Annotated in this window: 15 protein-coding genes; 6 read left to right on the top strand and 9 right to left on the bottom strand. The window is 63.6% G+C overall.

What is annotated here, in order from left to right:
* Positions 1-13 precede the first annotated feature (13 nt).
* Positions 14-3,172, bottom strand: coding sequence for a multidrug efflux RND transporter permease subunit (locus BLW25_RS16645; protein ID WP_092902249.1), 3,159 nt, complete (start codon positions 3,170-3,172; stop codon positions 14-16).
* 3 nt (positions 3,173-3,175) lie between these two features.
* Positions 3,176-4,378, bottom strand: coding sequence for an efflux RND transporter periplasmic adaptor subunit (locus BLW25_RS16650; RefSeq protein ID WP_092902250.1), 1,203 nt, complete (start codon positions 4,376-4,378; stop codon positions 3,176-3,178).
* Positions 4,379-4,519: 141 nt separating this feature from the next.
* Between BLW25_RS16650 and BLW25_RS16655 the strand changes: the two genes are divergently transcribed.
* On the top strand, positions 4,520-5,110 hold the full coding sequence (locus BLW25_RS16655) for a TetR family transcriptional regulator (protein WP_092902252.1): 591 nt from the start codon (positions 4,520-4,522) through the stop codon (positions 5,108-5,110).
* Here BLW25_RS16655 and BLW25_RS16660 read toward each other — a convergent pair whose 3' ends face one another.
* From BLW25_RS16660 to BLW25_RS16675, 4 genes are all read right to left on the bottom strand, one after another.
* Entirely contained in the window at positions 5,111-6,211 is a 1,101-nt protein-coding gene (locus BLW25_RS16660) for a sn-glycerol-3-phosphate import ATP-binding protein UgpC (protein ID WP_092902254.1), read from the bottom strand.
* Positions 6,211-7,053, bottom strand: coding sequence for an ABC transporter permease subunit (locus BLW25_RS16665; protein WP_092903060.1), 843 nt, complete (start codon positions 7,051-7,053; stop codon positions 6,211-6,213). Before BLW25_RS16665 ends, BLW25_RS16660 begins: the two co-directional genes overlap by 1 nt.
* Positions 7,054-7,057: 4 nt before the next feature.
* Entirely contained in the window at positions 7,058-8,020 is a 963-nt protein-coding gene (locus BLW25_RS16670) for a carbohydrate ABC transporter permease (RefSeq protein WP_092902256.1), read from the bottom strand.
* A gap of 71 nt (positions 8,021-8,091) precedes the next feature.
* Positions 8,092-9,387 (bottom strand): extracellular solute-binding protein, encoded by a 1,296-nt coding sequence (locus BLW25_RS16675; RefSeq protein WP_092902258.1) that lies wholly within the window; start codon positions 9,385-9,387, stop codon positions 8,092-8,094.
* Between the two features lie 191 nt (positions 9,388-9,578).
* Here BLW25_RS16675 and BLW25_RS16680 point away from each other — a divergent pair, with 191 nt between their 5' ends.
* The 3 genes from BLW25_RS16680 to BLW25_RS16690 all read left to right on the top strand — a co-directional run bounded on the left by BLW25_RS16680 (position 9,579) and on the right by BLW25_RS16690 (position 11,939).
* Positions 9,579-10,469 carry a DMT family transporter gene (locus BLW25_RS16680; protein WP_092902260.1) on the top strand — a complete coding sequence of 297 codons (891 nt, stop codon included), beginning with the start codon at positions 9,579-9,581 and terminating at the stop codon, positions 10,467-10,469.
* Positions 10,470-10,532: 63 nt separating this feature from the next.
* The gene (locus BLW25_RS16685; protein WP_092902262.1) at positions 10,533-11,252 is read left to right on the top strand and encodes a L,D-transpeptidase; all 720 of its coding nucleotides are present in this window, start codon (positions 10,533-10,535) and stop codon (positions 11,250-11,252) included.
* A 111-nt stretch (positions 11,253-11,363) separates the two neighbouring features.
* Entirely contained in the window at positions 11,364-11,939 is a 576-nt protein-coding gene (locus tag BLW25_RS16690) for a L,D-transpeptidase (protein ID WP_092902264.1), read from the top strand.
* Between the two features lie 26 nt (positions 11,940-11,965).
* On the opposite strand, the gene BLW25_RS16695 is transcribed toward BLW25_RS16690, so the two are convergent.
* The 3 genes from BLW25_RS16695 to BLW25_RS16705 form a co-directional block, all read right to left on the bottom strand.
* Positions 11,966-13,321, bottom strand: a complete 1,356-nt coding sequence (locus tag BLW25_RS16695) for an ATP-binding protein (protein WP_092903062.1) — start codon at positions 13,319-13,321, stop codon at positions 11,966-11,968.
* The gene (locus BLW25_RS16700) at positions 13,321-13,989 is read right to left on the bottom strand and encodes a response regulator (RefSeq protein WP_092902266.1); all 669 of its coding nucleotides are present in this window, start codon (positions 13,987-13,989) and stop codon (positions 13,321-13,323) included. The genes BLW25_RS16695 and BLW25_RS16700 overlap by 1 nt, the downstream gene beginning before the upstream one ends.
* Positions 13,990-14,118: 129 nt before the next feature.
* Entirely contained in the window at positions 14,119-16,071 is a 1,953-nt protein-coding gene (locus tag BLW25_RS16705; protein WP_216279399.1) for a potassium transporter Kup, read from the bottom strand.
* A gap of 157 nt (positions 16,072-16,228) precedes the next feature.
* Between BLW25_RS16705 and BLW25_RS16710 the strand changes: the two genes are divergently transcribed.
* Both BLW25_RS16710 and BLW25_RS16715 read left to right on the top strand, forming a co-directional pair.
* Complete coding sequence (locus BLW25_RS16710; protein ID WP_092902270.1) at positions 16,229-17,746, top strand: sensor histidine kinase; 1,518 nt, start codon at positions 16,229-16,231, stop codon at positions 17,744-17,746.
* On the top strand, positions 17,743-18,447 hold the full coding sequence (locus BLW25_RS16715; protein ID WP_092902272.1) for a response regulator transcription factor: 705 nt from the start codon (positions 17,743-17,745) through the stop codon (positions 18,445-18,447). The genes BLW25_RS16710 and BLW25_RS16715 overlap by 4 nt, the downstream gene beginning before the upstream one ends.
* Positions 18,448-18,460: the final 13 nt, after the last annotated feature.

Below are 18,460 nucleotides of genomic sequence, written 5' to 3' on the forward strand. Positions count from 1 at the left end.
GCCCCCGTCAGGGTTATTCCGCCGGATGGACAGATCCTTGGGCGTCACTGGCGGAACCCGTTTTTTTGAGACGCTTATGCGTCCCGAAGAGTTTCATCACGAAGACGAAGAAGACCGGCGCGAAGAGTACACCGAGGACTGTGGCCGCGATCATACCACCGACCACATTGATCCCGATGGCATTCTGGCTGGCTGCCGAAGGGCCGGTCGCCACCGCCATAGGCACCACGCCCATGGTGAAGGCAAGCGAGGTCATCAGGATCGGGCGGAAGCGCAGACGGCAGGCCTCGACCGTGGCCGCCATCAGCTCCTGACCTTCGGCGATCAGGTCTTTGGCGACCTCGACGATCAGAATGGCGTTCTTGGCCGAGAGACCGACAATTGTGATCAGGCCCACGGTGAAGAAGACGTCATTCGACAGCCCCGCCCACATTACCGCCGCGACCGAACCGATAGCGCCCATCGGCACGATCAGCATGACCGAGAGCGGGATCGACCAGCTGCCGTAAAGACCGGCAAGGCAGAGGAAGACGAAGAGGATCGACAGACCGATCAGCATGGGCGCCTGGCTGCCGCTTTCGATCTCCTGCTTCGACTGACCGGTCCATTCATAGGCGAAACCGGTGGGAAGCTCGCCGGCAAGACGCTCCATCTCGGCGATGGCCTCGCCTGACGAATAGCCCGGTGCCGCCTCGCCATTGATCCTCAGCGCGGGGTAGCCATTATAGCCGACGATCTGCGTCGGGCCGTAGCCCCATTCGGCGGTGGCAAAGGACGACAGCGGCACCATGCCACCCTGCACATTGCGGACGTTGATCTTCATCACGTCTTCGATGTTCATCCGGCTCGACGCTTCGGCCTGGACCATGACGCGCTGCATTTTTCCGTCATTCGGGAAGTCGTTCACATAGCCTGACCCAAGCGCGACCGAGATGGTGCGGTTGATCTCGCCAAAGGTCACGCCGAAAGCATTGGCCTTTTCGCGGTCGACACGCAGGCTCAGCTGCGGGCCGGCGGGCAGACCCTCGACATACATCTGGCCAAGGATCGGGCTGTCGGCTGCGCCGGCAAGGATCTGGTTCGCCGCAGCCTGCAATGCCGCATTGCCCATATTGGCACGGTCCTGCAGACGGAAGGCAAAGCCCGAGCTTGTCCCCAGGCCCTGGATCGGGGGCGGCGACAGCGCGAAGGCGATGGAATCGCGGATCGAGAACAGCATTCCCGAAAGCTGACCCGCAAGGCCCGGCGCCGAGAGTTCCGGCGTGGTGCGTTGTGCCCAGTCTTTCAGCGTCACGAAGGCGAGGCCCGAATTCGGCCCCTGACCGAAGAAGGAATAACCCTGGATCACCACGATGGAATCGACGCCGTCCATGCCAAGGGCAAAGCCTTCGGCCTGTTTGGTGACTTCGCGCAGACGGTAGGTGGTGGCGCCGGGCGGGGCCTGGAGGTTGGCGATCAGGAAGCCCTGATCCTCATCGGGCAGGAAGGCCGACGGGATTTTGACATAGAACCAGCCAAGGCCAGCCACCAGGGCGACATAGATGATCATCATCCGCCCCGCGCGCCGCGTCAGCCCGCCAACCGCGCCGGTATAGCCCTTGGTGGCGCGGTCGAAATTGCGGTTGAACCAGCCAAAGAGGCCGCGTTTCGCATGACCATGCCCTTTCGGGATCGGCTTGAGGAAGGTCGCACAAAGCGCCGGTGTCAGCGACAGGGCAAGGAAGGCCGAGAAGGCAATCGAGACCACCATGGTCAGCGAGAATTGCTGATAGATGATGCCGACCGAGCCAGGGAAGAAGGCCAGCGGAATGAACACCGCCATCAGCGCCAGCGTGATCCCGACAATCGCGCCGGAAATCTGCCCCATCGCCTTTTTCGAGGCCTCTTTCGGCGAGAGCCCCTCTTCGGACATGATCCGCTCGACGTTTTCGACCACCACGATGGCGTCATCGACCAGAATGCCGATGGCAAGGATCATCGCGAACATGGTCAGCACGTTGATCGAGAACCCCGCCGCGAGCATGACCGCCAGCGTCCCCGCAAGCGCGATCGGAACGACGAGGGTCGGGATCACAGTATAGCGGAAATTCTGCAGGAAGACGAACATCACCACGAAGACAAGGCCCACGGCTTCCAGCAGCGTCATCACCACTTTGTGGATCGAAGCCGAGACGAAGGGTGTCGTGTCATAGGGGATTTCATAGCCGATCCCCTCGGGGAACATCGGCTCGAGGCGTTCCATCACACCGCGCACGCCCGAGGAGGTGTCCAGCGCGTTACCGGTCGGCGACAGCTGGATGCCGATGGCGGCGGTTTCCTGACCGTTGAGGAAGGTCTTGAACGCATACATCTCGGCATCGATCTCGATGCGCGCAACGTCTTTCAACTGTACCAGACCGCCACCCTCGGCCGAGCGCAGCACGATATTGCCGAATTGCTCGGGGTTGGAAAGCTGGCCGGTGACCAGCAGCGTTGCCTGGACCTGGGTGCCCTCGGGCGCGGGTTCGGCGCCAATCGAGCCTGCCGCGACCTGGGCATTCTGCTCGGCAATCGCCGAGGTGATGTCGGTCACGGAAAGATCCAGACCGACCAGTTTCGCCGGGTCGATCCAGACGCGCAGCGCCCGTTCGGTCGCAAAGACCTGGGCACGGCCCACGCCGGGCACGCGGCGCAATTCATTGACGATATTGCGCGAAATATAGTCACCAAGCGCCACGGCATCGAGACCCGATTCCGGTGTCGCGGTCAGCGCCACCATCATCAGAAAGCCCGCGCCGGCCTCTTCGACCAGGACGCCCTGTTGCTGTACCTGTTGCGGCAGGGAGGATTCGACCCGGCGCAGACGGTTCTGCGTGTCGACCACGGCCTGGGCCACTTCGGTCCCGGCCTCGAAGGTGACGTCGATGGTCACCGCCCCGGTCGATTCCGACGTACTCTGGAAATAGAGCATCCCGGGAATACCGTTCAGCTCTTCCTCGATAGGCTGGGTGACCTGCCGATACAGATCTTCGGGCGAAGCGCCTGCGAAACGGGTCGAGATCGAGACCTGCGGCGGCGCAACATCAGGATATTGCGACACCGGCAGCAACGGCAGCGACAGCGCCCCTGCCAGTGTTATGAAGATCGCGATGACCCAGGCAAGGACCGGGTTGTCGATAAAAAACTTTGCCATGGATCAGGTCTCAGTTCGTGCCGGCTTCTGCCGGGGCAGCGAGCGCTTTTGCGCAGACATCGGGGGGGTATCACCGGTCGAGGGATCTGCCCAGCAGACCGGAGAAACCGGCGCGCCGGGGCCCATTTTCTGGAAGCCGTCAACGATCAGCATTTCGCCTGCCGCCAGGCCATCATGCACGGTGACACGGTTGCCGACCGACCGGCCAAGGCCGACCGTGCGCAGCTCGGCGGCGCCCTTGGTCACAACATAGACCATGGCCTTGCCCGACGCATCACGCTGCACCGCCTGGCCCGGAATGGCGAATGCCGCCGCTTCGGTGGCCTGTTCGACCGAGACACGAACATACATGCCCGGCAGAAGGATGCCGTCCGGATTGGGGAATTCAGCCCGCAGCGTCACCTGGCCCGAAGACCGCTCGACCGAGGCTTCGGCGAAGAGAAGCTTGCCGGGATGGGCATATTGTGAGCCGTCATCCAGCAAAAGAACCACCCGGGCGGCGCCCGGCTCGACCTGGGTCAGCTCGCCCGAATCCAGCGCCTGGCGCAGACGCAGGAGTTCAGAGACCGGCTGCTGCATATCAGCATAGACCGGGTCGAGCTGCTGGATCGTGGTCAGCACCTCGCCCTGCGCCGAAACCAGCGCGCCTTCGGTCACCTGGGCGCGACCGATGCGGCCCGAAATCGGTGCCCTGACCTCGGTATAGCTCAGGTTGATCTCGGCGGCGCGCAGCTGGGCTTTGGCCTCTGCCAGCGCGGCGGCGGCCTGAAGGCGCGTTGCGGTCGCTGTCTCGAATTCGGCCTGGCTGGTGATATTGCGCTCATTGAGCGAGGCATAGCGACGCTCTGTCGCCTCGGCCTCGGCCAGCACGGCCTCGGCGCGGGCGACAGAGGCCTTTGCGGCTTCGACCGCGATTTCATAGCTGGCGCTGTCAAGGCGGAACAGTACATCTCCCGCCGTCACGAGGCTGCCCTGTTCGAACACGCGGGTCTCGATGATGCCCCCCACACGCGGGCGCACATCGGCCACCTGCGTGGCCGAGACGCGGCCCGGAAGCTCGGACGTTACGGGGATGCTTTCGGGCTGGATCATCACCACACCGACCGAGGCGGGCGGCATGCCGCCCTCCTGCGCCAGGAGGGACGTGGTCGACAACAGGGAAATGCCGGCGCCAATGGCCAGGGCACGGAAAATCGAAACGGGCATAGGGTGTCCTGAAAAGCAGGGAGGAGGAGTCAGGTTTGTTCTGGGCATATGTCCAACTTGAACACATGTCCAGCTTGTTTTTGTGTCATGACCTGCTAAAAAGAACGAAATGCTGAAATCGGAGGCAATGATTTGGCCTATATGTCGCGCGAAGCACGGCGTGAGCAGATCATGAATGCTGTGGTCGAACTGGTTGCGCAGGAAGGGCTTGCGGCGGCCACGGTGCGGCGTATCGCCTGCCAGCTGCAATGTTCGCCCGGTCAGATTCACCATCATTTCGATTCGGCCGAAGCCCTGCGCGCCGAGGCCGTGCGCGAGGTCTGGCGCCGGCTGGAGCCGCTGTTGGTTGCCGCATTGCGCAAGTTATCACCGCGGGAAAGGCTGATCACAGTGCTTTCGGGCTGCAAGACGCAGATCCTGGGCGAGGATGATCCGCTGCTGCGGGTCGCCGAACGGCTCTGGAGCGAGGCTTGGGAGACGCGCCGCGATTCCGCAGTTCGGGCGGCGATTGTCGATGGCGTCTGCAAAATGCGCGATGAAGTCTGCGCCAGCCTGGCAGAAGGGGTGGCGGCAGAAGATTTCCCCGAAGATCTCGACGTGAACCGGATGTCGCTTTTGCTGATCGCCGCCTCACAGGGCTTTGACTTCCTGGAAGAGGTCGGGATCGAGCAAGAGCTTGGTATCGATAAGCGCGCCTATATGATTGAGGTGATGCGCCGCGAGGGTCTCTGATCAGACCGGCTTTGTTAACGCCGTCTGGGATACCGCAAGCCCGGTGCGGGCGGCTGTGGCGATGCGTTTTCCTGTGCTGGTCTCGAAAAGATGCAGCTTTGCTGCTGCCACCGAAAGCCGCATCTCGCTGCCGATCTGCGCGGTGGGATCCAGCGTCAGAACCAGCGGCTGGCCGTCGATATGGCCATGCACCAGCCGCTGCGCGCCCAACTCTTCGACGAAATCAGTGCGAAAGGGCAGGCCGATGGCCGATGGAACCAGATCCTCGGCGCGGATCCCCAGCGTCACGGCACCTTTTGCGCCCGGCAGATGCCCCAGCCCGATCTCTGACGTGCCAAGGCGAAGCCGTGCGCCGTCCAGTTCTGCATCGAGCAGATTCATCGCCGGTGCGCCGATGAACGAGGCCACAAAGGTCGAGGCCGGACGCAGATAGATATCCAGTGGCGCGCCGACCTGTTCGATCCGCCCCGCATTCAGCACGACAAGGCGGTCGGCCAGTGTCATTGCCTCCAGCTGGTCATGGGTGACGTAAAGCGAGGTGGTGCCAAGCCGCTTTTGCAGCCGCCGGATCTCGCCGCGCATTGTCACCCGGAGCTTCGCATCGAGGTTCGAAAGCGGCTCGTCAAAAAGGAAGGCCGAGGGCTGGCGCACCACGGCGCGGCCCATCGCCACCCGCTGGCGCTGCCCGCCCGAAAGCGCGCGGGGCTTGCGGTCGAGATAGGGGCCAAGCTCAAGCATCCGCGCGGCCTCTGCCACCCGGGCCTCAATCTCGGACTTTGGCGTGCGGCGGTTCTTCAACCCGTAAGCCATATTCTCGCGCACCGTCATATGCGGGTAGAGGGCATAATTCTGGAACACCATTGCGATATCGCGGTCGGCAGGGTCGACGCGGTTCACCACGCGGTCCCCGATCTTAACCTCGCCGCCCGAGATGTCTTCCAGCCCCGCCACCATGCGCAGCAAAGTGGATTTGCCGCAGCCCGAAGGCCCGACCAGCACGATGAACTCGCCATCCCGGATGTCGAGACTGATCCCCGTGACCGAGGGTGCGGCGGCCCCCGGATAGGTTTTCGACAGATCGGAGATTGTGATCGAGGCCATTATTTATCGCTTTCCGTCAGGCCCTTGATGAACCAGCGCTGGAACACCACCACCACGATCACGGGCGGCAGCAGGGCCAGAACGGCAAGGGCGAAGGCTTCGTTGTAATCGGGGATCTGGGAGCCGATCCACACCTGCAGGATCTGCTTGATGCCGCGCATCAGGGTGAAGAACCGTTCTTCCGTCGTCATCAGCATCGGCCAGAGATACTGGTTCCAGCCATAGACGAACATGATGATGAAGATCGCCGCCATCATGGTTTTTGACAGCGGGATCAGCACGTCGATCAGGAATTTCCACGGGCCTGCGCCGTCGATGCGCGCGGCCTCCAAAAGCTCATCCGGGACGGATTTGAAGAACTGGCGGAAATAGAACGTGCCTGTGGCCGAGGCCAGCAGCGGCACGATCAGGCCGGTATAGCTGTTCAGAAGGCCAAGGTTTGACATGACCTGATAAGAGGGCATGATCCTGACTTCCAGCGGCAGGAGCAGCGTCGTGAAGATGATCCAGAACAGGAAAGTCGCAAATCGAAAGCGGAAATAGACCAGTGCATAGGCCGCCGCCATCGACAGCACGATCTTGCCCACCGCAAAGCCGATCCCGAGGATCAGCGAATTCGTCAGCATGGTCAGGCCGGTGACCTGGCCGGTAAAGCCACCCTGACGGGTCAGCACGGTCTGGTAGGTTTCCAGCCCCTGATCACCCGGCGTCAGGTAAAGCCCGTTCATATGGATATCGACCGCCGAATGGGTCGAGGTCATCACCGCGACCAGCACCGGCACACACATGAAAAGCGTGCCGAGGATCAGGATGAGATGATCGAAAGGTCGGATCCGGTTCATCATCTCACCCGTAATGCACGCGGCGTTCCAGCCAGCGGAACTGGATCAGCGTCAGGACCAGTACGATCACCATCAGGATCACCGATTGCGCCGCCGATCCGCCGATATCATTGCCGCGGAAGCCGTCATTGTAGACTTTGTAGACCAGCGTCAGCGGGTTGTTCGCGGGCTTGTCCTTCACCATGACATCGATCACCGCGAAGGTATCAAAGAGCGCATAGGTGATGTTGATGATCAAAAGGAAAAACGCCGTCGGGGCCAGCAGCGGCAGGATCGCGGTGCGGAACCGGGTAAAGCCATTGCGGCAATCGATCACCGAGGCTTCGCGCACGCTGGCCGGGATGCTCTGCAGCCCCGAGAGGAAGAAGATGAAATTGTAAGGCACCTGTTTCCAGACGGAAACAAGGATCATCGCGAAGGCGGTATCCCAGTAATTGATGCCCACTTTCATGTCATAGCCGAACCAGGCGGCAAGCTGTACGAAGGGGCCGATATGCTGGTCGAACAGCATCATGCCCATCAGCCCCGCAACCGGCGGCGCGATGGCATAGACCGCAATCAGCGCGGTGCGGTAGCTGGTGCGGCCGCGGATCACCTTATCGGCCTTGACCGCGAAGAGAAGCCCGAGGCCCAGCGAGAATACCGTCACCAATACGGTGAAGAGGGCGGTGAAACCGGCGATCCGCTGATATTCACGCGAGCCGAGCGCGTCCCTGTAATTGTCGATGCCGACAAAGGTCGAACCGAACCCGAAAGGGTCTTCGATATAGAAGGACGAGGTGATCGCCTGGACCGAGGGCCAGTAGAAAAACACGAAAATCACCGCGAGCTGCGGCGCGAGGAACAGCCAGGGCAAAAGCGGCTGATCAAACTGCACCCGTTTCGCGGGTTCGGGCGCGGCACCGGGGCGGCTCAGCCAGCGCCGGATCGCTCCGGCAGGCTTTGCGGGATGGAGAACGTCACTCATCAGGATCCGACCTGCGCGAACACGAAAACCGGGCCCGCATCACGCAGGCCCGGCCAGAGGGAACGGGTGTTTCAGCCCGAGGTCTTCGCGAAGCGGGCGAGAAGCTCATTGCCCTCGGTCTCGATGGCTTTGAACGCGTCTTCGACGGTTGTGTCGCCCGAGAAGATCTTGTTGAACTCGCGCTCTTCGATCACGCGGATCTGCGGGTAAAAGCCAAGCCGGTAGCCTTTCGACCATTCGCCCTGCGGCTCAAGAAGTTGCAGGATGCCGACCTCGGCAACCGGGTTCGCCTCATACCAGCCATCAGCTTTCGATTTCTCATAGGCTGCTTTGGTGATCGGCACATAGCCGGTGGCCTGATGGTAGAAGGCCTGCACATCGGTCGAGGTCAGGAAGTTGAAGAAATCAGCCGAGCATTTGTTCTGATCGTCAGGCTTGCCGGCCATCGCAAAGAGGGCAGCACCACCGATGAAGGTCGATTTGTTGCCGTCAGCGATGGTTTCATCATAGGGCATGAACGTGGCCGAGAAGGGCATGGTCGCGGTTTTCGACAACCCGCCGAACGACCCCGAAGACCCGATCCACATCGCAACCTTGCCTTCTTCGAACGGCTTCTGGTTGTCGGCCCAGCCGGCGCCGTAGAAGCCGAAGAGGCCGTCTTTGTGCCAGGCGGCAAGGCGGGTCCAGAAGGCGATCATCTCGGGCGCGGTGGCGCGCAGCTCGGTGCCGTCGAAGCCGTCATAGCCATTCTGGTTCGTGGCCATCTGGACGTTGTTGCGCGAGTAGAAATTCTCAAACAGCTGCCAGGTCAGCTGGCTGGCGGTCAGCGGGATATAGCCGGCCTCTTTCAGCTTCGGCGCGACCGCTTCGAATTCGGCCCAGGTCTTCGGAGCCTCGACACCGGCTTTCGCGAAAGCCTCGGTGTTCAGATACATAATCGGCGCCGAAGAATTGAACGGCATCCCGATGAACTTGCCGGTCGCATCGGCGTAGAAATAGCGGATGCCGTCGATGAAGGCGTCGCGATCAAAGCTGTGGCCATTCTGGATCAGCAGGTCTTCGGCCGGGATGGTGGCGCCTTTGGCATTGATGATGGTGGCGGCACCGGCGTCAAACACCTGGAGAATGTTCGGCTGCTCTCCCGAGCGGAAAGCCGCAATCCCGGACGCGAGGGCTTCTTCATAAGTGCCTTTCGAGACCGGCGTGATTGCGCAGGCGGATTGCGCCTCGTTGAATTTCCCGGCGATCTGATTGATCACCTGCTCATTGGCGCCGCCCATACCGTGCCACCAAGTGATCTGGACCGGATTGGCGAAAGCTGCGGTGCTGGTTGCCAGCAGCGCCAGCGCGGGGAGGAGTTTTTTCATGACCGGATGCCTCATCGGAAAGATGGGCGGAACCTGACCGGGTTTTGTAACAGGGGTGCAGCACCGGGACAGCAGTTTCACGACAATCGGCCCGGCGGTCCTTTCCGGCAAGCGGGCTTGTCTTCGCCCGCGCGGCGGGAGAGAAAGCACCCAGCGGTGCTGACGGAGCGCCGGATCCGGACCCTTTCGCCATGCAAATCCCCACCAGCCCGAACCGCTTTGCCCTGCCGGGGCTGTTACTTGGCGGGGTGATGATCGGCTGTTCGCCGATCTGGGTGCGGTTGTCCGAGGTCGGCTCGGTCTCGACCGCCTTCTGGCGGCTGGCACTGGCGCTGATCCCGCTTGCGCTTATGGCGGGCGGCGGCCGGTCAGGCGGTGCCGTGCAGCCGAAAACCCTGCGCGACCGGATCGAGATCAGCCTGCCCGGCGTAATCCTTGGGGTCGAACTGGTGGCCTGGCATATCTCGCTGCACCTGACTTCGGTTGCGAATTCGACGCTGCTGGTAAATATGGCGCCGGTTTTCGTGGCGCTTTTCGCCTGGATCGTGCTGAAAAGACCACCGGGGCGGCTGTTTGTGCTGGCGCTGGCTGTAACGATTATCGGGGTCGTCGTGCTCAAGGGCGGACCGGCGGCCTTGCGCGACGGCGATCTCAGGGGCGACGGTATCGCGATTTTCGCCGCCATGCTTTACGCGGCCTATATCCTGATGCTGGGCCGGGCCCGCCAACGGTTCGCGACCGGCGTGATCATGCTCTGGAGCACCGCCGCCGCCGCGATCGCGGTCTTTCCTTTTGCGCTGATGACCGACCCGAGCCTGATCCCCCTGACCCTTGCCGGATGGGGCGTGCTGATCGGGCTTTCATGGATCAGCCAGGCCGGCGGCCAGAGCCTGATCGCCTGGGCACTGGCCTTCCTGCCGGCAACCTTTTCCTCGCTGACGCTCCTGTTGCAGCCGGTTATTGCCGCGCTGCTGGCCTGGGCGGTGCTGGACGAGGCCCTGACGCTGACCCAGGCCCTAGGCGGTGTGATCGTGCTTTGTGGCATATGGATCGCACGTGCCGCCCAGATGCGGCAGGCCTGAGGCATTTAAGTTCTGCTTAAGCTATGCAGGCAAGATCCGCGCGAAATCCACCGGAGTAGTCCCATGCCGAACCTGTCCAGCGCCACCCTGCTTGCGCTGTCGCTTTTTGCCTTTGCCGCCTGCGTGCCGGTGGAGCAGGTCCCTGTCGATCCCGTTGCCGCAGCTGCCGCCGCCGAAGCAAAGGCCGAAGCCGAACGGGTCGAGGCGCAAAAGCGCATCGCCTTTGCGCCGGTCAGCGGTGATGTTGCCGCGATGTATGCCGCGCGCGAAGATGGCGGCCAGATCATCGCCGGCATCGACCCGGCAAAGATGAACCCGGACCATGTCCGCCGCGTGGTCGAATTCCAGACCAGCGAGGTGCCTGGCACCATCATCGTCGATCAGGGCGCGCGCGCGCTCTACTTCGTGATGCCCGAGGGCAAGGCACTGCGCTATGCCGTCGGCGTCGGTCCTGACGCGATGCGGTTTGACGGCGGTGATGCGGTGATCGACCGCAAACAGGCCTGGCCGCGCTGGATCCCGACCGCGGATATGGTGAAGCGCAATCCGGGCCGTTACCTGCAATATAAGGACGGGGTGCCCGGCGGGATTTCGAACCCGCTCGGCGCGCGGGCGCTTTATATGCAAAAGGACGGGCGCGACACCTATTACCGGGTGCATGGCACCAATGATCCGACCTCGGTCGGGCGCGCGGTTTCGGCCGGCTGCATCCGGATGCTGAACCAGGATGTCATCGATCTTCACGCCAGAGTGACCATCGGTGCCAAAATCGTGGTGCGCTGAGGCGGCAGGCTTAAGCTTCGGTTAAGCGCGGCGGGTGATCCGGGCGACAATGGGCCGAAAGCCTGTGTCTGACACCAGTTCATGCCCAATTGCATGCCAAGGAGACCCGAGATGAGCACCAACCCCACCCGCCGCCGCGCTTTGCTGACTGCCGCTGCCGGGCTGACCGCCCTGGCGGCGCCCGGGCTTTTGCGCGCTGAAACCCAGGCCTTGCCGGCCTATCCGCGGCACAATTCCTCGGGCTTTCAGATGCAGGACTGGCGTGACCATTTCGACAGTCTCGGCTCGGGTGTCATCGTTGCGGATTTCGGCTCGCGTGCGCTGCATTACTGGTCGGGGAATGGGCAGGATTACCGGCTGTTCCCGACTTCGGTGCCGCTGACCGAAGAGCTGACCAAGCGCGGCTATACCGAGGTCGTGCGCAAACGTGTCGGGCCGGACTGGACGCCGACCGCCGACATGCGCCGCCGCGATCCCTCGCTGCCGGCCTATCTGCCGCCGGGCAAGGATAATCCGCTGGGCACCCATGCGATGTATCTGAGCTGGCCCGCCTATCTGATCCATGGCACCCATGACACCCGCAAGATCGGGCGGCCGTCCTCTTCGGGCTGCGTCGGGCTGTACAATGAGCATATCGAACAGCTCTTTGCCGTGGTGCCTGTTGGCACCCGCGTGCGGATCATCTGATCAGAGCAGCCCGCCAACCGGGCCGGTCAGGCGGGCAGGATCAACTCTGCCCGCTCGCCGCCGCCCTCCCTGGGCGAGAGACATAATCTGCCGCTCATCCGCTCCATCACCGCCGCGACGATGGCAAGACCGAGCCCGCTGCCCTGGCCCGAGGGGCTGGACGCGCCGCGCCAGAACCGCTCCGTCACATGGGCGCGGTCGGCCTCGGGGATGCCGGGGCCACGATCCAGCACGGTGAAGCGAACCTCATTTGCCGCGCGCGTAAGATCTGCCTCGACCACGCCACCCGCAGGTGAGGCGAGGATCGCATTCTCGACCAGATTGCGCAAAGCGGGCGCCAGCAGCATCGCATGGGCCGTATGCCAGAGCCCGGTTGCGCCCCGGATCTCAAGCGTCACGCTGCGTTGGGCCGCCAGCCCCTGCAGGCCCTCGGCCAGATCGGCAAGGAGCCGCGCGCCGTCCTGTTCCGGTCCGCTGCCATCGGCATTCTCTGCGGCGGTCATGTCGAGAAGCTGGCGCACCATGCGGTCGGTTCTGGCCACCCCGGTCGAGATCTGCGCCAGCGCGCGGTTGCGTGTCGCCTCATCAGGGGCAATTACTGCGACCTGGGCCTGGGTCTTCAGCCCGGCAAGCGGCGTCTTCAGCTCATGTGCGGCAAAGGCGGTAAAGCTGCGCTCATGTTCGCGCGCGGCCTCGACCCGGCGAAAGAGCCCGTTCAGGGCGGTGACCATCGGGCGCAATTCGCGCGGACCAGGGGCGGGGTCAATGGCCGAGAGATCGGTCGCCGGGCGCAGGGTCAGCCCCCGCGCCAGCCGGTCAAGCGGCGCAAGGCCACGCCCGACCGCGAACCAGATCAGCGCCGCCAGCACCGGCAGAATGGCCAGAGCCGGCACCAGAAGGCCAAGGATCACCCCACGCACCAGCCGCTCGCGCATCGACAGCGCATCGCCGACCATGACGCGGACGCCCATCTCTGTATCGATATGGGAATAGACGCGCCAGGTCTCGCCATCGACCTCGCGTTCAGAGAACCCAGCCGCATCATCGGCAAGCCGGGTCTTCGGTGCGCCATCGGATTCGCTCTTCAGCCGGCCGTCAAAGCCCCAGACCTGGCAGATCAGCTCATGTGAATAGCCTTCGGGGCCATCATCGGGCAGAATATGCGGACGCGGATGGGCCAGCATTTCCACCGCCTCTCCCACGACGCCGCCATTCCGCGCGATCAGCGAGGCCACCATATGCGCCGATTCCTGAAGGCGCCGGTCCAGCACATGATTGACCTCGGTGCGGGTGGTATATTGGATCCAGACCACCGCCGAGAGCCAGACCGCTCCGGTCGCCGCGAGCAGGATCAGGAAGAGCCGCATCCGGATCGACGACATCATGCCTCGCCCTCGGGGGCCAGCCGGTATCCCGCGCCCCGTACTGTCTCGATGAAATCGGCGCCAAGTTTGGTGCGGAGTTTATGGATATGCACTTCGACCGTGTTCGAGCCGACCTCTTCCTGCCAGCCATAAAGCCTGTCTTCGAGAAAGGATTTCCCAAGGATCGCGCCGGGGCGTTCCATCAATGCCTGGATCAGGGTGAATTCGCGATTGGGAAAGATCACCTCGCGCCCGGCGATGATGCCGCGCATCCGGGCCGGGTCAAGCACAAACCCGTTCCAGCTGAGATGGCTTTCCGCCCGGCCCTGGCGGCGCCTCAGGATCGCGCGCAGCCGCGCCGCAAGCTCGTCCAGCTCGAACGGTTTGCCAAGGTAATCATCGGCGCCGGCATCAAGGCCCGCGACCTTATCCTCCAGCCGGTCGCGCGCGGTCAGCAAAAGGACCGGCAGATCGCTTTCCGTCGCGCGCATTTCGCGCAGCAATTCGAGACCAGAGCCATCCGGCAGCATCAGATCCAGCACCATCGCTTCGAAATTTCCTGCCGTCAGCGCCGCCCTGGCATCTGACACCGACCCCACGGCATCGGGCGAGAACCCGGCCAGCCGCAACCCGACGCTGAGCCCGTCGCGCAAAAGGTCGTCATCCTCGACAATCAACAGCCGCATTGCATCCCCATTTTTCCGGTGGAACATCTTTCCGCCGGACCGGGGCGGGCCATGCCACGCCCGGCTTAAGCCAGACTTAAGCCGGGCGCGGGCGCGGCGCCAGTGAGAGACTGATCACAGAGGCCGACGTCAGAGGCTCACCTGGGTGCCGATCTCGACCACACGCCCGGCGGGAATGCGGAAATAATCCTGGGCGCTGGCGGCATTGCGCGACATCCAGATGAAAAGCCGGGCCTGCCACATCGGCATCCGGGGCCGCACAGACGGGCGCAGGCTGCGGCGCGACAGGATGAAGGAGGTCGACATGATGTCGAATTTCAGCCCCTTTTGTCGCGCCAGCATCAGGGCGCGCGGCACATCCGGGTCTTCGGCATAGCCATATTGCAGGATGATGCGGCGAAAGCCGGGTGCGATCTCTTCATATTTCAGTCTGGTCTCATCGCTCAGCCGGGGCAGATCGCGGGTGACGATCGAGAGGATGATATTCTGCTCATGCAGCGCCCGGAAGTGCTTCAGGCTGTGCAAAAGCGCAACCGGCGCGTTTTCGGGCGAGGCGGTCAGGAAGACGGCGGTGCCCGGAACCTTCGCGATGCGGTCACTGCCCAGCTTGGTCACCAGCGCCGCCAGCGGCAACTGCCCCTCGGCATCTTTCGCCTGCACAATGGCAGTGCCGCGCCGCCAGATCAGCATCACGACCAGCAAGGCTCCGGCCAGCGCCAGCGGTACATAGCCGCCATCTGCCACCTTCATCAGGTTCGACCCCAGGAAGACCACTTCCAGCGCAACCAGCGGGCCCATCACGGCGAGGATCGCGATCACCGGCCAGCGCCAGTGCCAGCGCACCACCACCACGGCCAGAAGCGAGGTCACCAGCATCGCCCCCGAGACCGAGATCCCGTAAGCCGCCGCCAGCGCCGAGGAACTGCCAAAGGTCAGCACCAGTGCCAGCACCCCGAACATCAAAAGCCCGTTGATCAGCGGCAGGTAGATCTGGCCCTGCTGTTCCTCGGAGGTCTGGCGGATCTTCAGCCGTGGCAAAAGCCTGAGCTGGATCGCCTGTTGCGCCAGGGAAAACGCGCCGGTGATCACCGCTTGCGAGGCGATCACCGTGGCAAGCATCGCCAGCACCACCATCGGCACCAGCAGCTGTGGCGGGAACATAAGGTAGAACGGGCTTTCCAGTGCTTCGGGGCGGGTCAGAAGTTCGGCCCCCTGGCCGAGGTAATTCAGCACCAAAGCCGGGAAGGTGAGGTAAAACCAGCCGATCCGGATGGGTCTGGCGCCGAAATGGCCCATATCGGCGTAAAGCGCCTCGGCCCCGGTGACGGCCAGAAAGACCGACCCCAGCACCGCCAGCGCCACGCCCTGATGCGTCAGCAGGAACTGTAAGGCGTGATGCGGCGACAGGGCCGAGAGAACCTCAGGCGCCTCGCAAAGCCGCCAGAGCCCGCCCGCCGCCAGCACCAGAAACCACAAAAGCATGACGGGGCCGAAAAAGCGCGACACAAAATCGGTGCCGTGTTTTTGCACCCAGAACAGCAGGACGATCACCGCCATGGCGACCGGCTCGACAAAGGGCGCCGTGCCCGGTGCGATCAGCTTCAGCCCCTCGACGGCAGACAGGACCGAGACCGCCGGCGTGATCACGGCATCGCCGGAAAAAAGTGCTGCGCCGAGAATACCGAGCACCACCAGAACCAGCGCCCTGCGGCCCCGCATCTGCCCGAGCGCGCGCTGCGCAAGCGCCAGCAGCGAAAGCGTGCCACCCTCGCCGTCATTATCGGCGCGCAGAAGGATCCCCACATATTTCACCGACACGATCAGCGTCAGCGTCCAGATGATCAGCGAGATCACCCCGAAGATGTTCTCAGCCGGCACATGGCCCTTTGTGGCGCCGCTCGCCACCATCGCCTCGCGCAGCGCATAAAGCGGCGAGGTGCCGATATCGCCATAAACCACGCCCAGCACCCCAAGGGTAAGCGCCGCCATTGCCGGTTTGCGGGCGCTGTGCCCGTCACCGGGTGTTTCATGCGGTGTGTCCTGCGGTTCTTCCGGCGGGGCGGTCAGCGCAATATTCTGCATTGTCATTCTCCTGCCCGTCAGGGCTGTGGCAGAAGCCTCCTGACGGTATCACAGATCTGTGCTTCGGCGTGTAAGGAAGCGATGGGGAAAGCGCCGGGCGGCATAAGGATCGCATAAAGATTGTGGACAAATCCCGTGGCCAGGGTTTGATCAGTGCATGGAGCCTGTGTTTGTCGATCCTCCCGTTTCCGGTCCGCGTCCGGCCGGTCCCCTGTCGAAACGTCCGCAGCAGATCCTGGCGGCGGTGCTGGTGCTCGTCGTGGTGACGGCGATTGTGGTGCCGTCGCGCGGCTGGATGAGCGAGATCGTCGCGCTTTTGCTTTTGCTGATGGCGGTCCTGGTCAATGCCGCCGCCTTTGGCTTCTGGCCCGGGCTCGGGTCGGCGCTGGTGGCGCTGGCGGTGTTCAATTTCTTTTTCGTCGAGCCACATCTCAGTCTGATGGCGGCGCAGCCCCAGGATATGGTCGTATTGCTGGCATTCCTTACGGCGGCGGGGCTGACCGGGTTTCTCGCCGGGCGGATGCGCGAACAGGTCGACAGCGCGCGGGACCGGGCGGTGGTACTCGAGGTTCTGTCCTCGGCCAGTGGTGCGCTTGGTCGGGCAGCAAGTGAGGAACAGATCCTCGATACCGTGATCCGCCATGTGACCACCCTTTCTGACGCACCGGTTGCGCTGCTGAGCCGCAGTGCAGCCGGGCTGATCCCGGCGCCCGGAAGCCTGAAGCCGCGCGAGGCCGATCTGCAGGCGGCGGAACAGGCGCTGATCCGGGGCCGGGTCGAGATGGCGATTGCCGATGGCTGGACCGGGTCGCATCTGACCTTCCACCCGCTGCCTTTGGGTGCGGCGGCGCGCCATGCGGTCGGGCACCGGCTGCCCGAGGCGGTCGATCGTGATACCGGCTACCGCGAACAGGCCATCGACAATGTGTTGCGCCAGGCCGGCGCCGCGCTGGAGCGGCTGGAACTGGGCCGCAAGGCCAGTGAAGAGCGCGAGATCTCTGACCGTCAGGCACTGCGCGCCGCGCTGCTTTCATCGCTGTCGCATGATCTGCGCACGCCGCTTGCGACCATTCTCGGATCTGTCACCACTTTGCGCGATCTGCGGGACAGCCTGCCCCCCGAGGCGCAGGAAGATCTGCTGAGTGCCACATCCGAAGAGGCCACGCGGCTGGCGCGCTATGTCGAAAACCTGTTGCAGATGACGCGGCTTCTGACGGGCGCTTCGGTCGCGCTGCATCCGGTTGAACCGGCGGATTGCGCCCGGGCCGCCGCCAGTCGCGCGCAGCGCGCCTTTCCGGGCGCCGCGATCACTGCCGATCTTCCCGATCTGCCGCTTGTGATGGCCGAGGCGGGGCTGGTCGAACAGGTGGTGTTCAGCCTGATCGAAAACGCGAAAGCCTATGCGCCGGGGCCGGTTCTGGTCACCGGTGCAACGGATGGCCCCGATGTAAGGCTGGAGGTCCAGGACCAGGGGCCAGGCCTGCCTGAGGCGGTGCTGGCCTGGCTCGCCACCCCCGACCTGACCCGGGGCGAAGAGAAAAGCGGCCTTGGCCTGCCGATCTGCAAGGGGATCGCGCAGCTCCTTGGCGGGCGGCTGGAGGCCCGGCCCGGCCCCGGCGCGCGGCTCGCACTGATCCTGCCGGCGGCATCTGCGGCTGGGGGCGGCCTGGCATGACCGCGCGCCAGCTCATCCTCGTGGTCGATGACGAACCGCAGATCCAGCGCTTCCTTGTCCATGCGCTGACGGCGTCCGGCTATGATACCACCCTTGCCGCGACCGGTGCCGGTGCGCTGGAGGCGGTCGTGCAGCACAAGCCCGATCTGATGGTGCTTGATCTCGGGCTGCCGGATATGAACGGCAAGACGGTGATCGAGCAGCTCCGGGCCAGCTCTGACCTGCCGGTGATCGTGCTTTCGGCCCATGATCAGGAGATGGAAAAGATCCTCGCGCTGGATCTTGGCGCCAATGATTTCGTGGCCAAACCCTTTGCCATTGGCGAGCTGCTGGCGCGGTTGCGGGCCACATTGCGGCCAAGGCGCGGCGCGGCGGGAGGGACAGGGGCGGCGGCAGCCTTGCTGCGCAGCGGCAACCTCGCGCTGTCGCGCGATCTGCGCGAGGTGACGGTGGCCGGCGCGGCGGTGAAACTGACGCCGAAGGAATTCGACCTGTTGCTCGCGCTTCTGGAACAGCCGGACCGGATCGTGACCCATCGCCAGCTTCTGCTCAGGGTCTGGGGGCCGGCGCATGTCGAGGATATCGTTTATCTGCGGGTCTTTATCGGGCAGCTGCGGCAAAAGCTCGACCTGGCCGGCTTTGATGCCAGTGCGATCCGCACCGAGGCCGGGATCGGTTACCGCTGGATCCATCCTGACTGAGTGCCGCGCCTGT

The organism is Rhodobacter sp. 24-YEA-8, assembly GCF_900105075.1.
Lineage (GTDB): Bacteria > Pseudomonadota > Alphaproteobacteria > Rhodobacterales > Rhodobacteraceae > Pseudogemmobacter.

Excerpts from the sequence above, each read along its gene's own strand:
- BLW25_RS16645 (WP_092902249.1), bottom strand. The coding sequence starts at position 3,172 with ATGGCAAAGTTTTTTATCGACAACCCGGTCCTTGCCTGGGTCATCGCG.
- BLW25_RS16685 (WP_092902262.1), top strand. The coding sequence starts at position 10,533 with ATGCCGAACCTGTCCAGCGCCACCCTGCTTGCGCTGTCGCTTTTTGCC.
- BLW25_RS16660 (WP_092902254.1), bottom strand. The coding sequence starts at position 6,211 with ATGGCCTCGATCACAATCTCCGATCTGTCGAAAACCTATCCGGGGGCC.
- BLW25_RS16655 (WP_092902252.1), top strand. The coding sequence starts at position 4,520 with ATGTCGCGCGAAGCACGGCGTGAGCAGATCATGAATGCTGTGGTCGAA.
- BLW25_RS16700 (WP_092902266.1), bottom strand. The coding sequence starts at position 13,989 with ATGCGGCTGTTGATTGTCGAGGATGACGACCTTTTGCGCGACGGGCTC.
- BLW25_RS16690 (WP_092902264.1), top strand. The coding sequence starts at position 11,364 with ATGAGCACCAACCCCACCCGCCGCCGCGCTTTGCTGACTGCCGCTGCC.
- BLW25_RS16650 (WP_092902250.1), bottom strand. The coding sequence starts at position 4,378 with ATGCCCGTTTCGATTTTCCGTGCCCTGGCCATTGGCGCCGGCATTTCC.
- BLW25_RS16695 (WP_092903062.1), bottom strand. The coding sequence starts at position 13,321 with ATGTCGTCGATCCGGATGCGGCTCTTCCTGATCCTGCTCGCGGCGACC.
- BLW25_RS16705 (WP_216279399.1), bottom strand. The coding sequence starts at position 16,071 with ATGCAGAATATTGCGCTGACCGCCCCGCCGGAAGAACCGCAGGACACA.
- BLW25_RS16665 (WP_092903060.1), bottom strand. The coding sequence starts at position 7,053 with ATGAACCGGATCCGACCTTTCGATCATCTCATCCTGATCCTCGGCACG.
- BLW25_RS16670 (WP_092902256.1), bottom strand. The coding sequence starts at position 8,020 with ATGAGTGACGTTCTCCATCCCGCAAAGCCTGCCGGAGCGATCCGGCGC.
- BLW25_RS16715 (WP_092902272.1), top strand. The coding sequence starts at position 17,743 with ATGACCGCGCGCCAGCTCATCCTCGTGGTCGATGACGAACCGCAGATC.
- BLW25_RS16710 (WP_092902270.1), top strand. The coding sequence starts at position 16,229 with ATGGAGCCTGTGTTTGTCGATCCTCCCGTTTCCGGTCCGCGTCCGGCC.
- BLW25_RS16680 (WP_092902260.1), top strand. The coding sequence starts at position 9,579 with ATGCAAATCCCCACCAGCCCGAACCGCTTTGCCCTGCCGGGGCTGTTA.
- BLW25_RS16675 (WP_092902258.1), bottom strand. The coding sequence starts at position 9,387 with ATGAAAAAACTCCTCCCCGCGCTGGCGCTGCTGGCAACCAGCACCGCA.